Source organism: Streptomyces sp. AM 4-1-1 (assembly GCF_029167625.1).
GTDB lineage: Bacteria > Actinomycetota > Actinomycetes > Streptomycetales > Streptomycetaceae > Streptomyces.
In genome coordinates this window covers 4551972-4565253 of the sequence record NZ_CP119145.1, presented here as the reverse complement: position 1 = coordinate 4565253, position 13282 = coordinate 4551972, and the positions used below count along the sequence as shown (strand labels likewise).

General features: G+C 70.1%; 10 protein-coding genes. All 10 read right to left on the bottom strand.

Going from position 1 to position 13282, the window contains the following annotated elements; all coding sequences use genetic code 11:
• Positions 1–128 precede the first annotated feature (128 nt).
• From nuoN to nuoE, 10 genes are read right to left on the bottom strand one after another with little or no spacing between them, the layout of a single operon-like run.
• The gene (gene nuoN / locus PZB75_RS19310) at positions 129–1793 is read right to left on the bottom strand and encodes an NADH-quinone oxidoreductase subunit NuoN (protein ID WP_275536560.1); all 1665 of its coding nucleotides are present in this window, start codon (positions 1791–1793) and stop codon (positions 129–131) included.
• A complete protein-coding gene (locus PZB75_RS19305) occupies positions 1790–3385 on the bottom strand; it encodes an NADH-quinone oxidoreductase subunit M (RefSeq protein ID WP_275536559.1) in 1596 nt (531 codons plus the stop codon). Before PZB75_RS19305 ends, nuoN begins: the two co-directional genes overlap by 4 nt.
• A 5-nt stretch (positions 3386–3390) precedes the next feature.
• On the bottom strand, positions 3391–5337 hold the full coding sequence (gene nuoL / locus PZB75_RS19300; RefSeq protein WP_275536558.1) for an NADH-quinone oxidoreductase subunit L: 1947 nt from the start codon (positions 5335–5337) through the stop codon (positions 3391–3393).
• A gap of 16 nt (positions 5338–5353) precedes the next feature.
• Positions 5354–5653: an NADH-quinone oxidoreductase subunit NuoK gene (nuoK, locus tag PZB75_RS19295; RefSeq protein WP_275536557.1), complete on the bottom strand. Its 300-nt coding sequence runs from the start codon at positions 5651–5653 to the stop codon at positions 5354–5356.
• The gene (locus PZB75_RS19290; RefSeq protein ID WP_275536556.1) at positions 5650–6474 is read right to left on the bottom strand and encodes an NADH-quinone oxidoreductase subunit J; all 825 of its coding nucleotides are present in this window, start codon (positions 6472–6474) and stop codon (positions 5650–5652) included. Before PZB75_RS19290 ends, nuoK begins: the two co-directional genes overlap by 4 nt.
• Entirely contained in the window at positions 6471–7172 is a 702-nt protein-coding gene (gene nuoI, locus PZB75_RS19285; protein WP_275536555.1) for an NADH-quinone oxidoreductase subunit NuoI, read from the bottom strand. Before nuoI ends, PZB75_RS19290 begins: the two co-directional genes overlap by 4 nt.
• Positions 7165–8568, bottom strand: coding sequence for an NADH-quinone oxidoreductase subunit NuoH (gene nuoH / locus PZB75_RS19280; RefSeq protein WP_275536554.1), 1404 nt, complete (start codon positions 8566–8568; stop codon positions 7165–7167). The genes nuoI and nuoH overlap by 8 nt, the downstream gene beginning before the upstream one ends.
• A complete protein-coding gene (locus PZB75_RS19275; protein ID WP_275536553.1) occupies positions 8565–11072 on the bottom strand; it encodes an NADH-quinone oxidoreductase subunit G in 2508 nt (835 codons plus the stop codon). Before PZB75_RS19275 ends, nuoH begins: the two co-directional genes overlap by 4 nt.
• Entirely contained in the window at positions 11069–12433 is a 1365-nt protein-coding gene (nuoF, locus tag PZB75_RS19270) for an NADH-quinone oxidoreductase subunit NuoF (RefSeq protein WP_275536552.1), read from the bottom strand. Before nuoF ends, PZB75_RS19275 begins: the two co-directional genes overlap by 4 nt.
• Entirely contained in the window at positions 12433–13254 is an 822-nt protein-coding gene (gene nuoE, locus PZB75_RS19265; RefSeq protein ID WP_275538768.1) for an NADH-quinone oxidoreductase subunit NuoE, read from the bottom strand. Before nuoE ends, nuoF begins: the two co-directional genes overlap by 1 nt.
• Between the last annotated feature and the right edge of the window lie 28 nt (positions 13255–13282).

The following is a 13282-nucleotide window of genomic DNA, read 5'->3' as shown; positions in this document are numbered from 1 at the left end:
CCCGGTCCGGAGAACGGTGATCGCCGGGCCGCCCGTTCCAGGGCCGCCCGGCGATCACCGATCCCGTGTCCCGGTACCGCGTACCGGCCGGCGCTCACCGCCGACCGCGTACCGCTACCGCTTACCGCTTACCGCACGAACACCCCGGCCTGGCTCGCCAGGTCCAGGAAGTACTGCGGGGCCACACCCAGCACCACCGTGACCGCCACGCCGACCGCGATCGTCGTCATCGTCAGCGGGGACGGGACGGCGACCGTCGGGCCGTCCGCCTTCGGCTCGCTGAAGAACATCAGCACGATGACCCGGAGGTAGAAGAACGCGGAGATGGCCGACGCGATCACACCGACCACGACGAGACCGCTCGCCCCGCCCTCCGCCGCCGCCTTGAAGACGGCGAACTTTCCGGCGAAGCCCGAGGTCAGCGGGATACCGGCGAAGGCCAGCAGATACACCGCGAAGACCGCGGCGACCAGCGGGGAGCGCCGCCCGAGCCCCGCCCACTTCGACAGGTGCGTGGCCTCGCCGCCCGCGTCGCGCACCAGGGTGACGACGGCGAACGCGCCGACCGTCACGAAGGAGTACGTGGCGAGGTAGAAGAGGACCGACGAGATGCCCGCCGGGGTGGCCGCGATCACGCCCGCGAGGATGAACCCGGCGTGCGCGACGGAGGAGTACGCGAGGAGCCGCTTGATGTCGGTCTGGGTGATGGCGACGACCGCACCGCCCAGCATCGTGGCGATCGCGACGCCCCACATCACCGGACGCCAGTCCCAGGTGAGGCCCGGCAGCACCACGTACAGCAGGCGCAGCAGCGCGCCGAAGGCGGCGACCTTCGTGGCGGCGGCCATGAAACCGCTGACCGGAGTCGGAGCGCCCTGGTAGACGTCCGGGGTCCACATGTGGAACGGCACCGCGCCGACCTTGAACAGCAGTCCGGTCAGGATCATCGCGCCGCCGATGAGCAGCAGCACGTCGTTGCCCATGGTGTCGGCGAGCGCCGGGTCGATGTTCTGCACCGAGCCCTCCACGACGTCGGCGATCGTGGCGTACGAGACGGAGCCCGCGTACCCGTACAGCAGGGCGATCCCGAACAGCAGGAACGCCGAGGAGAAGGCGCCGAGCAGGAAGTACTTGACCGCCGCCTCCTGCGACATCAGCCGCTTGCGGCGGGCGACGGCGCAGAGCAGGTAGAGCGGGAGCGAGAAGACCTCCAGCGCGACGAAGAGCGTCAGCAGGTCGTTGGCCGCCGGGAAGACCAGCATTCCCGCCACGGAGAAGAGGACCAGCGGGAAGACCTCGGTGGTGGTGAACCCGGCCCGGACGGCGGCCTTCTCGCTGTCGCTGCCGGGGATCGACGCGGCCTGCGCGGCGAACGAGTCGACGCGGTTGCCGTGCGACTCCGGGTCGAGCCGGCGTTCGGCGAAGGTGAAGACCGCGACCAGCGAGGTCAGCAGGATGACGCCCTGGAGGAACAGCGCCGGTCCGTCGACGGCCACCGCGCCCATCGCGGCGATGTGCGCCTTCGTCGTGCCGTACCCCCCGACGGCGAGCCCGACCACCGCGGCGAACGCGGCGGCGAGCGCGACGACGGTGAGGAAGACCTGCGTGTGGTAGCGGGCCCTGCGTGGTACGAACGCCTCGACCAGCACCCCGAGAACGGCGACGCCGATCACGATCAGTACCGGTGTCAGCTGGGCGTACTCGATGGTCGGCGCCGTGAACTTCTCGTCCGGGGCGGCCGATGTCACCCCGCCCGCCGTCGTCCACAGACTGTGGACAGCTGTTGCGCTCACTTGGCGGCCTCCACCTCGGGCTGGGGGTCCTTCTTCTGTACGTCCGACATGGTGTGCTTCACCGCTGGGTTGACGATCTCCGTCAGCGGCTTCGGGTAGACGCCCAGGAAGATCAGCAGAGCGATCAGCGGGACGACCACCACCAGCTCACGGACCTTGAGGTCCGCCATGCCGTCGACCCGGGCGGTGACCGGGCCCGTCATCGTCCGCTGGTAGAGGACGAGGACGTAGAGCGCGGCGAGCACGATCCCCACGGTGGCGATGATGCCGACCACCGGGTAGGCCCTGAACGCGCCGACCAGGACCAGGAACTCGCTGACGAACGGGGCGAGTCCGGGCAGTGACAGAGTGGCCAGACCGCCGATGAGGAAGGTGCCCGCGAGCACCGGGGCGACCTTCTGCACTCCGCCGTAGTCACCGATGAGCCGCGAACCGCGCCGGGTGATCAGGAATCCGGCGACCAGCATCAGGGCGGCCGTCGAGATGCCGTGGTTGACCATGTACAGCGTGGCGCCGGACTGGCCCTGACTGGTCATCGCGAAGATGCCCAGGATGATGAAGCCGAAGTGCGAGATCGAGGCGTAGGCGATGAGCCGCTTGATGTCCCGCTGGCCGACGGCGAGCAGCGCCCCGTAGACGATGCTGACCAGGGCCAGCGCCAGCACCACCGGTGTCGCCCACTTGCTGGCCTCCGGGAACAGCTGGAGGCAGTAGCGGAGCATCGCGAAGGTGCCGACCTTGTCGACGACCGCGGTGAGCAGCACGGCGACCGGGGTGGTCGCCTCGCCCATGGCGTTGGGCAGCCAGGTGTGCAGCGGCCAGAGGGGCGCCTTCACCGCGAAGGCGAAGAAGAAGCCGAGGAACAGCCAGCGTTCGGTGCTCGTCGCCATGGACAGCGAGCCGTTGGCCCGTGCCTCGGCGATCTCGGAGAGCGAGAAGCTGCCCGCGACGACGTACAGCCCGATGACCGCGGCGAGCATGAGGAGCCCGCCGGCCAGGTTGTAGAGGAGGAACTTCACCGCGGCGTACGAGCGTTGCGCCGCCGCGTGCTCGTCGGTGCCCGCGTGCGCCCGGTCCCCGAAGCCGCCGATGAGGAAGTACATCGGGATGAGCATGGCTTCGAAGAGGATGTAGAAGAGGAAGACGTCGGTGGCCTCGAAGGAGAGGATCACCATCGCCTCGGTCATCAGGATCAGCGCGAAGAAACCCTGGGTGGGCCGCCAGCGTGACGCCTTGACCGGGGCGGAGCCCGCCGTGGGCTCGGTCCGCGGGTCGGCGTCGTGCCAGCCCGCCAGGATCACGAACGGGATCAGCAGCGCGGTGAGCGCGAGGAGCGCCACCCCGATGCCGTCCACCCCCAGCTCGTACCGCACCCCGAAGTCCTTGATCCAGGCGTGCGATTCGGTGAGCTGGTAGCGGCTGCCGCCGGGTTCGAAGCGGACGAGCACGACGGCCGCCAGGACGAGGGTGGCCAGCGAGAAGAGCAGTGCCAGCCATTTGGCGGCGGTGCGCTGTGCGGCCGGGACGGCGGCGGTGACGACCGCACCGATCGCGGGGAGCGCCGCCGTCGCTGTCAGGAGAGGAAAGGACATGGTGATCAGACCGTCCTCATCAGCAGGGTCGCGGCGATGACGACCGCCGTACCGCCGAACATCGAGACCGCGTAGGAGCGGACGTAGCCGTTCTGCAGTTTGCGCAGCCGGCCGGAGAGTCCGCCGAACGAGGCGGCCGTGCCGTTGACGACACCGTCGACCAGGGTGTGGTCGACGTAGACCAGGGAGCGGGTGAGGTGTTCGCCGCCGCGTACCAGGACCACGTGGTTGAAGTCGTCCTGGAGGAGGTCGCGGCGGGCGGCCCGGGTGAGCAGCGAGCCGCGCGGGGCGACGGCGGGCACCGGGCGCCTGCCGTACATCGCCCAGGCGATGCCGACGCCGATGACCAGCACCACCATGGTGGCGGTGGTGACGGTCGCGGCGCTGACCGGGGCGTCTCCGTGGTCGTGCCCGGTGACGGGTTCCAGCCAGTTCAGGAACCGGTCGCCGATGGAGAAGAACCCTCCGGCGAACACCGATCCGAAGGCGAGGACGATCATGGGGATGGTCATCGACCTCGGGGACTCGTGCGGGTGCGGTTCGGTGTGCTCGCCGCGGGTCTCGGCGGCGGGCTCGACGTCCGGTTCGGCGGGTGAGGGGGTCGCCGCGCGACGCCACCGCTCCTCGCCGAAGAAGGTCAGCAGCATCACGCGCGTCATGTAGAACGCGGTGATCGCGGCGCCCAGCAGGGCGACCCCGCCGAGAATCCAGCCCTCGGTGCCGCCCTTCGCGAAGGCCGCCTCGATGATCTTGTCCTTGGAGAAGAATCCGGACAGACCGGGGAAGCCGATGATCGCCAGGTAGCCGAGGCCGAAGGTGACGAAGGTGACCGGCATGTACTTCCGCAGGCCGCCGTACCTCCGCATGTCGACCTCGTCGTTCATGCCGTGCATGACCGAACCGGCGCCGAGGAAGAGTCCGGCCTTGAAGAAGCCGTGGGTGACCAGGTGCATGATCGCGAAGACGTAGCCGATCGGGCCGAGCCCGGCGGCCATGATCATGTAGCCGATCTGCGACATCGTCGAACCGGCGAGGGCCTTCTTGATGTCGTCCTTCGCGCAACCGACGATCGCCCCGAAGATCAGCGTGACCGCGCCGACGACCACGACGGCCAGTTGGGCGTCGGGGGCGCCGTTGAAGATCGCGCCGGAGCGGGTGATGAGGTAGACGCCCGCGGTCACCATGGTGGCGGCGTGGATGAGGGCCGAGACCGGGGTCGGGCCCTCCATCGCGTCACCGAGCCAGGACTGGAGCGGGACCTGGGCCGACTTGCCGCAGGCGGCGAGCAGCAGCATCAGGCCGATGGCCGTCAGCTTGCCCTCGCTCGCGTCGCCGGTGGCGGCGAACACCGGCCCGAAGGCGAAGGTGCCGAAGGTGGTGAACATCAGCATGATCCCGATCGACAGGCCCATGTCGCCGACCCGGTTGACCAGGAACGCCTTCTTCGCGGCGGTGGCCGCGCTCGGCTTGTGCTGCCAGAAGCCGATGAGCAGGTACGACGCCAGGCCGACGCCCTCCCACCCGGCGTACAGCAGCAGGTAGTTGTCGGCGATGACCAGCAGGAGCATCGCCGCGAGGAACAGGTTCAGGTAGCCGAAGAAGCGACGGCGTCGCTCGTCGTGCTCCATGTAGCCGATCGAGTAGATGTGGATCAGGGTGCCCACACCGGTGATCAGCAGCACGAACGTCATCGACAGCTGGTCGAGTTGGAAGGCCACGTCGGCCTGGAACCCCTCGACCGGTACCCAGCTGAACAGGTGCTGGCGCAGGGTGCGGGCCGTGGCCTCGTCCCCCAGCATCCCGGCGAAGAGCACCACGCCGATGACGAACGAGGCGGCGGCGAACAGGGTGCCGAGCCAGTGTCCTACGCGGTCGAGCCGTCGACCGCCGCAGAGCAGCACGGCCGCTCCGAGCAGAGGCGCCGCGACGAGCAGCGCGATCAGGTTCTCCATGGTGTCCAGCGGCCCCTTACAGCTTCATCAGGCTGGCATCGTCGACCGAGGCCGAGTGGCGGGAACGGAACAGCGACACGATGATCGCGAGCCCGACCACGACCTCGGCTGCGGCGACGACCATCGTGAAGAACGCGATGATCTGCCCGTCGAGGTTGCCGTGCATCCGGGAGAAGGTGACGAACGCGAGGTTGCAGGCGTTGAGCATCAGCTCCACGCACATGAACACCACGAGCGCGTTCCGCCTGATCAGCACCCCGGCCGCGCCGATGGTGAACAGCAGGGCCGCGAGATAGAGGTAGTTGACCGGGTTCACTTGGTGACCTCCTCTTCCTGGTCACGGCCGAGCCGCTCCTCGGAGCGCTGTTCCAGCGCCTTCAGGTCGGCGAGTGCTTCGTGCGACACGTCCCGGATCTGGCCGCGCTCGCGCAGCGTGCTCATGACGGTCAGCTCGGACGGGGTGCCGTCCGGCAGCAGGCCCGCGATGTCCACCGCGTTGTGCCGGGCGTAGACACCGGGGGCGGGCAGCGGCGGGAGGTGCTTGCCGCGGACGCGCTCCTGCGACATCTCCCGCTGCGTCTTGGCCCGTTCGGTGCGTTCCCGGTGCGTGAGCACCATCGCGCCGACGGTCGCCGTGATGAGCAGGGCGCCGGTGATCTCGAAGGCGAAGACGTACCTGGTGAAGATGAGGCTGGCCAGTCCCTCGACGTTCCCGCCGTGCGCGGCGTTGGCGCCGCCGAGGCCGTTGAAACTGTTCAGCGAGGCGTTGCCGATGCCCGCGATCAGCAGCACGCCGAAGCCGATGCCGCATCCGGCGGCCAGCCACCGCTGGCCCTTGATGGTCTCCTTCAGCGAGTCCGCCGCCGTGACGCCGACGAGCATGACCACGAAGAGGAACAGCATCATGATCGCGCCGGTGTAGACGATGATCTGCACGATACCTAGGAAATAGGCGCCGTTGGCGAGGTAGAACACCGCCAGGACGATCATCGTCCCCGCGAGCGAGAGCGCGCTGTGGACGGCCCTCCTCATCAGCACGGTGAACAGGGCGCCGATCAGGGCGACCGTGCCGAGCACCCAGAACTGGACCGCCTCGCCGGTCGAGGTGGTGGAGGCGGCCGCGGCCAGGCCGGTCATGCGCCCACCCCCCCGGTACGGACCGTCTTCTCGTCCTCGGCGCGAACGCCCGGGACCGCGTCCCGCGGCTCGTCGGGCTTCTCGCCCTTGGTCACCGCCGTCTGGCGTTCCGTGCCGTGTGCCGCCTCGGTGACCACGCCCCGGTAGTAGTCCTGCTCGTCCATCCCGGGGAAGATCGCGTGCGGGCTGTCGACCATGCCTTCCTCCAGGCCGGCGAGCAGCTCGTCCTTGGTGTAGATCAGGCTCTCGCGGCTGGTGTTGGCCAGTTCGAACTCGTTGGTCATCGTGAGCGCCCGGGTGGGGCACGCCTCGATGCACAGCCCGCAGAGGATGCAGCGGGCGTAGTTGATCTGGTAGACGCGGCCGTACCGCTCGCCCGGGGAGTAGCGCTCCTCCTCGGTGTTGTCCGCGCCCTCGACGTAGATCGCGTCCGCCGGACACGCCCAGGCGCACAACTCGCAGCCGATGCACTTCTCCAGGCCGTCCGGATGACGGTTGAGCTGGTGCCGGCCGTGGAAGCGCGGCGCCGTGACCTTCTGCTGTTCCGGGTACTGCTCGGTCAGCCGCTTCTTGAACATGGCCTTGAAGGTCACGCCGAAACCGGCCACGGGGTTCAGGAACCTGTCCCCCGAGGACCCCGAGGACCCTGAGGACCCGGTGGGCTCCGGCAATCCGGATGACGCAGCTGACTCAGGCATCGCCGGCCTCCTTTCCGTCACTCGCTTCTCCGTCACTGTGAGTATCCGCCCCACCACTGACAACGAGCTCCCGCTCGCGACGTGGCCTGCGGCGCGGTACCGGCGGAAGGGTCTGTCCGGGCAGTGGCGGCACCGGGAACCCGCCCGCCATCGGGTCGAACGCGGGCTCCGGTTCCTCCTCCGCCGCGGTCGCCTTCGCCCGGCGGTCGCGGAAGACGTCGACGACGGCGGAGATCAGCAGGATCGCGATCACGACACCGGCGACGTACAGCACGATCCGGGTGAAGTCGTATCCCTCGTTCCGCAGCGCCCGCATGGTCGCGACGAGCATCAGCCAGACGACGGAGACCGGGATGAGGACCTTCCAGCCGAGCTTCATCAGCTGGTCGTAACGGACGCGGGGCAGGGTGCCGCGCAGCCAGATGAAGAAGAACAGCAGCAGCTGGACCTTGACGACGAACCAGAGCATCGGCCACCAGCCGTGGTTCGCGCCCTCCCAGAAGGTGCTGATCGGGTACGGGGCCCGCCAGCCGCCCAGGAAGAGCGTCGCGGAGACCGCGGACACGGTGACCATGTTGACGTACTCGGCGAGCATGAACATCGCGAACTTGATCGACGAGTACTCGGTGTTGAAGCCGCCGACCAGGTCGCCCTCGGACTCCGGCATGTCGAACGGGGCGCGATTGGTCTCGCCGACCATCGTGACGATGTAGATGATGAACGAGACGGGCAGCAGCAGGATGTACCAGCGGTCCGCCTGCGCCTCCACGATCTTCGAGGTCGACATCGACCCGGAGTAGAGGAAGACGGAGGCGAACGCGGCGCCCATCGCGATCTCGTACGAGATCATCTGCGCGCACGAGCGGAGCCCGCCGAGCAGCGGATACGTCGATCCGGACGACCAGCCGGCGAGGACGATGCCGTAGATGCCGACCGAGGCGACCGCGAGGACGTAGAGCATCGCGATCGGCAGGTCCGTCAGCTGCATCGCCGTGCGGTGGCCGAAGATCGACACCTCGTTGCCCGAGGGACCGAACGGGATCACCGCGATCGCCATGAACGCGGGCACGGCCGCGACGATCGGCGCCAGGACGTAGACGAACTTGTCCGCCCGCTTGACGACAAGGTCTTCCTTCAGCATCAGCTTGATGCCGTCGGCGAGGGACTGGAGCATGCCCCAGGGCCCGTGCCGGTTGGGCCCGATGCGCAGCTGCATCCAGGCGACGACCTTGCGCTCCCAGACGATGGCGACCAGCACGGTCACCATCAGGAAGGCGAAGCAGAACACCGCCTTGACGACGACGAGCCACCAGGGGTCGGTGCCGAACATCGACAGGTCCTCGGCAGCGAGTACGGCGCTGTCGGGTGCCGTCGCGAGTAGAGCGAGGCCAGTCACCCTCGTACCTCCGATGTGACGACGTGGGTGTCCGGCGCGGCGGGGCCGATCCGGACCAGGCCGCCGGGTCGGGCGCCGGTGTCGGCCGGTACGCCCCGCCCGGCGGAGTTCAGCGGCACCCAGACCACCCGGTCCGGCATGTCGGTGACCCTCAGCGGGAGTTCGACGCCGCCCGTCGGGCCGGTGACGGCCAGCAGGTCGCCGTCCTTCACCCCGGCCTCGGCGGCCGTGGTCGCGGAGAGCCGCGCGACGGCCGCGTGCCGGGTCCCGGCCAGCGCTTCGTCGCCCTCCTGCAACCGGCCCCGGTCGAGCAGCATCCGGTGGCCCGCGAGGACCGCCTCGCCGTCGCCGGGCCTGGGCAGCGGCCTGGCGGACTCGGACGGCCCCTCGGCGTGGGCGCCCGCCCAGCCGCCGAGCCGGTCCAGCTCCCGCCGGGCGGACCGCAGGTCCGGCAGCGCGAGCCGCACGTCGAGCGCCTCGGCCAGCATGTGCAGCACCCGGGCGTCGCTCGGCGCGAGCCTGCGGGTCATCTGTTCCGGCTTCAGCGCGGCCTCGAACATCCGGGCCCTGCCCTCCCAGTTGAGGAAGGTGCCGGGCTTCTCGACGACGGCCGCGACGGGGAACACCACGTCGGCCCGTTCGGTGACCTCGCTGGGCCGCAGCTCCAGCGAGACCAGGAAACCGACCCGGTCCAGCGCCTCCAGGGCGCGTGCCGGGTCCGGCAGGTCCGTGGTCTCGACCCCGGCGACGAGCAGCGCGCCCAGTTCGCCGGTGGCCGCCGCCTCCACGATCTGGCCGGTGTCGCGGCCGAACCGGGCCGGGAGTTCGGCGACCCCCCACACGGAGGCCACCTCGGCCCTGGCCCCCGGGTCGGTCACCGGACGGCCGCCGGGCAGCAGCGAAGGCAGCGCGCCCGCCTCCACCGCGCCCCGCTCCCCGGCCCGGCGCGGAATCCACACCAGCGTGGCGCCGGTCGCGGTCGCCGTCCGTACGGCGGCGGTCAGCGCGCCCGGCACCCCGGCCAGCCGCTCACCCACCACGATCACGGCGCCCCCGGCGCGCAGCGCCTCGCCTGCCTCGGCCCCCTTGCCCTCCAGGCCGACGCCGCCCGCGAGCGCGTCCAGCCACTCGGTCTCGGTGCCGGGGGCGGCGGGGAGCAGGGTGCCGCCCGCCTTCTCCAGACCGCGCGTGGCGTGCGAGGCGAGGGCGAACGTCCGCTGTCCGCGCTTGCGGTGCGCCTTGCGCAGCCGCAGGAAGACGCCCGGGGCCTCCTCCTCGGACTCGAAGCCGACCAGCAGCACCGCCGGGGCCTTCTCCAGCGAGGTGTGGGTGACTCCGGTGCCGTCGAGGTCCCGGCCGCGCCCGGCGACGCTCGCGGCGAGGAAGTCGGCCTCCTCGGCGCTGTGCGTCCGGGCCCGGAAGTCGACGTCGTTCGTGCCGAGGGCGACCCGGGCGAACTTGCTGTACGCGTACGCGTCCTCGACGGTCAGCCGGCCGCCGGTCAGCACACCGGTCCTGCCGTGCGCCGCCGCCAGCCCCCGCGCGGCGGCGGCCAGGGCCTCCGGCCAGCTCGCCGGTTCCAGGACGCCGTCGCCGTTGCGTACGAGCGGGGTGGTCAGCCGGTCCGGCTTCTGCGCGTAACGGAACCCGAAGCGGCCCTTGTCGCAGAGCCATTCCTCGTTGACCTCGGGATCGTCGGCCGCCATCCGCCGCATGACCTTGCCGCGCCGGTGGTCGGTGCGGGTCGCGCAGCCGCCCGCGCAGTGCTCGCACACCGACGGCGACGACACGAGGTCGAACGGGCGGGAGCGGAAGCGGTACGCCGCCGAGGTCAGCGCGCCGACCGGGCAGATCTGAATGGTGTTGCCGGAGAAGTACGACTCGAACGGGTCGCCCTCGCCCGTGCCGACCTGCTGGAGCGCGCCGCGCTCGATCAGTTCGATCATCGGGTCGCCCGCCACCTGGTTGGAGAACCGGGTGCAGCGGGCGCAGAGAACGCAGCGTTCGCGGTCGAGGAGCACCTGGGTGGAGATCGGCACGGGCTTCTCGAAGGTGCGCTTCCTGCCGTCGAACCGGGAGTCGGCGCCGCCGTGCGACATCGCCTGGTTCTGGAGCGGGCACTCGCCGCCCTTGTCGCAGACGGGGCAGTCCAGCGGGTGGTTGATGAGCAGCAGCTCCATCACCCCGCGCTGGGCCTTCTCCGCGACCGGGGAGGTGATCTGCGACTTGACGACCATGCCGTCGGTGCAGGTGATGGTGCAGGACGCCATCGGCTTGCGCTGGCCCTCGACCTCGACGATGCACTGGCGGCAGGCGCCGGCCGGGTCGAGGAGCGGGTGGTCGCAGAAGCGCGGGATCTCGATGCCGAGGAGTTCGGCGGCCCTGATGACCAGGGTGCCCTTGGGCACGCTGATCTCGATGCCGTCGATCGTCAGCGTGACGAGGTCTTCCGGCGGGACGGCCGCCTCGCCGCCCCCGGAGGGCGCACTCGTGGTGACTGTCATGCGTTCACCCCCTGGTGAGCGGTCTTGTCGTCGGCCCAGACGGTCGACTTGGCGGGATCGAAGGGGCAGCCCTTGCCCGTGATGTGCTGCTCGTACTCCTCGCGGAAGTACTTCAGCGAGGAGAAGATCGGCGAGGCCGCGCCGTCGCCGAGGGCGCAGAAGGACTTGCCGTTGATGTTGTCGGCGATGTCGTTGAGCTTGTCGAGGTCGTCCGGCCTGCCCTTGCCCGCCTCGATGTCGCGGAGCAACTGGACGAGCCAGTACGTCCCCTCGCGGCACGGGGTGCACTTGCCGCAGGACTCGTGGGCGTAGAACTCGGTCCACCGGGTCACGGCCCGTACGACGCAGGTCGTCTCGTCGAAGCACTGGAGGGCCTTGGTGCCGAGCATGGAGCCGGCGGCGCCGACGCCCTCGTAGTCGAGCGGGACGTCGAGGTGTTCGTCGGTGAACATCGGGGTGGACGAGCCGCCGGGGGTCCAGAACTTCAGCCGGTGCCCGGCCCGGATGCCGCCGCTCATGTCGAGCAGCTGGCGCAGGGTGATGCCGAGCGGGGCCTCGTACTGGCCGGGGCTGGTGACGTGCCCGCTGAGCGAGTACAGCGTGAATCCGGGGGACTTCTCGCTGCCCATCGACCTGAACCAGTCCTTGCCGCGGTTCAGGATCGCGGGAACCGAGGCGATGGACTCGACGTTGTTCACCACGGTGGGGCAGGCGTACAGACCGGCGACCGCGGGGAAGGGGGGCCGCAGCCGGGGCTGGCCGCGCCGCCCTTCGAGCGAGTCGAGGAGTGCGGTCTCCTCACCGCAGATGTACGCGCCCGCGCCCGCGTGGACGGTGAGTTCGAGGTCGAGCCCTGAGCCGAGGATGTCGGTCCCGAGGTAGCCCGCCTCCCGGGCCTCGCGCACGGCCTCGTGCAGCCGCCGCAGTACGGGCACGACCTCGCCGCGGAGGTAGATGAAGGCGTGGGAGGAGCGGATCGCGTAGCAGGCGATGACGATTCCCTCGATGAGGGAGTGCGGGTTGGCGAAGAGGAGCGGGATGTCCTTGCAGGTCCCGGGCTCCGATTCGTCGGCGTTGACGACCAGGTAGTGCGGTTTGCCGTCGCCCTGCGGGATGAACTGCCACTTCATCCCGGTGGGGAAGCCGGCGCCGCCCCGGCCGCGCAGTCCGGCGTCCTTGACGTACGCGATGAGGTCGTCGGGGGTCATGGCGAGGGCCTTGCGCAGTCCCTGGTACCCCTCGTGGCGCCGGTAGGTGTCCAGGGTCCAGGACTCCGGCTGGTCCCAGAAGGCGGAGAGGACCGGGGACAGGAGCTTTTCGGGGCTGGTCCCGTTCTCGTTGATTTCGGCGGTCAACGTCATCACTCCCCCTCCTCGGCGGTGGGTCCGGCCGGGTTGTCCGGGTCGGACGCCGAGGTCTGCTGCGGTGCGTCGTGCGAGCTGAGGTGTTCGGACGGCGACGGGTCGTGCGGCTGGACCCCGTGGGGGGCGGCGCCGCGCGGGGAGACCACGTGCGGCCTCGCCTCCTCGCCCTTGGCGAGCCGCAGTCCGACGAGCGAGGCGGGTCCGGCGCCGCCGGTCGCCTCGACGGCGCCGGGGCGCTCGTCGGGGAAACCGGCCAGGATGCGGGCGGTCTCCTTGTACGTGCAGAGGGGGGCGCCGCGGGTGGGTTCGACGGTCCGGCCGGCGATCAGGTCGTCGACGAGCCGCTGGGCGCTCTCCGGTGTCTGGTTGTCGAAGAACTCCCAGTTGACCATCACGACGGGCGCGTAGTCGCAGGCGGCGTTGCACTCGATGTGTTCGAGGGAGACCTTGCCGTCCTCGGTCGTCTCGTCGTTGCCGACGCCGAGGTGGTCCTTCAGCCGGTCGAAGATGGCGTCGCCGCCCATCACCGCGCAGAGCGTGTTGGTGCAGACGCCGACCTGGTAGTCGCCGCCGGGCCTGCGGCGGTACATCGTGTAGAAGGTCGCGACGGCGGTGACCTCGGCGGTGGTGAGGCCGAGGAGTTCGGCGCAGAGCGCCATGCCGGTGCGGGAGACGTACCCCTCCTCGGACTGCACGAGGTGCAGCAGCGGCAGCAGCGCGGAGCGGCTGTCGGGGTAGCGGGCGATCACCTCCCGCGCGTCCGCTTCGAGCCTGGCGCGCACCTCGGCCGGGTAGGCGGGGGCGGGGAGCTGCGGCATCCCCAGGCTGACTTCACTGTTCGCTGCG

Excerpts from the sequence above, each read along its gene's own strand:
- PZB75_RS19305 (WP_275536559.1), bottom strand. The coding sequence starts at position 3,385 with ATGTCCTTTCCTCTCCTGACAGCGACGGCGGCGCTCCCCGCGATCGGT.
- nuoL (WP_275536558.1), bottom strand. The coding sequence starts at position 5,337 with ATGGAGAACCTGATCGCGCTGCTCGTCGCGGCGCCTCTGCTCGGAGCG.
- PZB75_RS19290 (WP_275536556.1), bottom strand. The coding sequence starts at position 6,474 with ATGACCGGCCTGGCCGCGGCCGCCTCCACCACCTCGACCGGCGAGGCG.
- nuoI (WP_275536555.1), bottom strand. The coding sequence starts at position 7,172 with ATGCCTGAGTCAGCTGCGTCATCCGGATTGCCGGAGCCCACCGGGTCC.
- PZB75_RS19275 (WP_275536553.1), bottom strand. The coding sequence starts at position 11,072 with ATGACAGTCACCACGAGTGCGCCCTCCGGGGGCGGCGAGGCGGCCGTC.
- nuoF (WP_275536552.1), bottom strand. The coding sequence starts at position 12,433 with ATGACGTTGACCGCCGAAATCAACGAGAACGGGACCAGCCCCGAAAAG.
- nuoE (WP_275538768.1), bottom strand. The coding sequence starts at position 13,254 with ATGCCGCAGCTCCCCGCCCCCGCCTACCCGGCCGAGGTGCGCGCCAGG.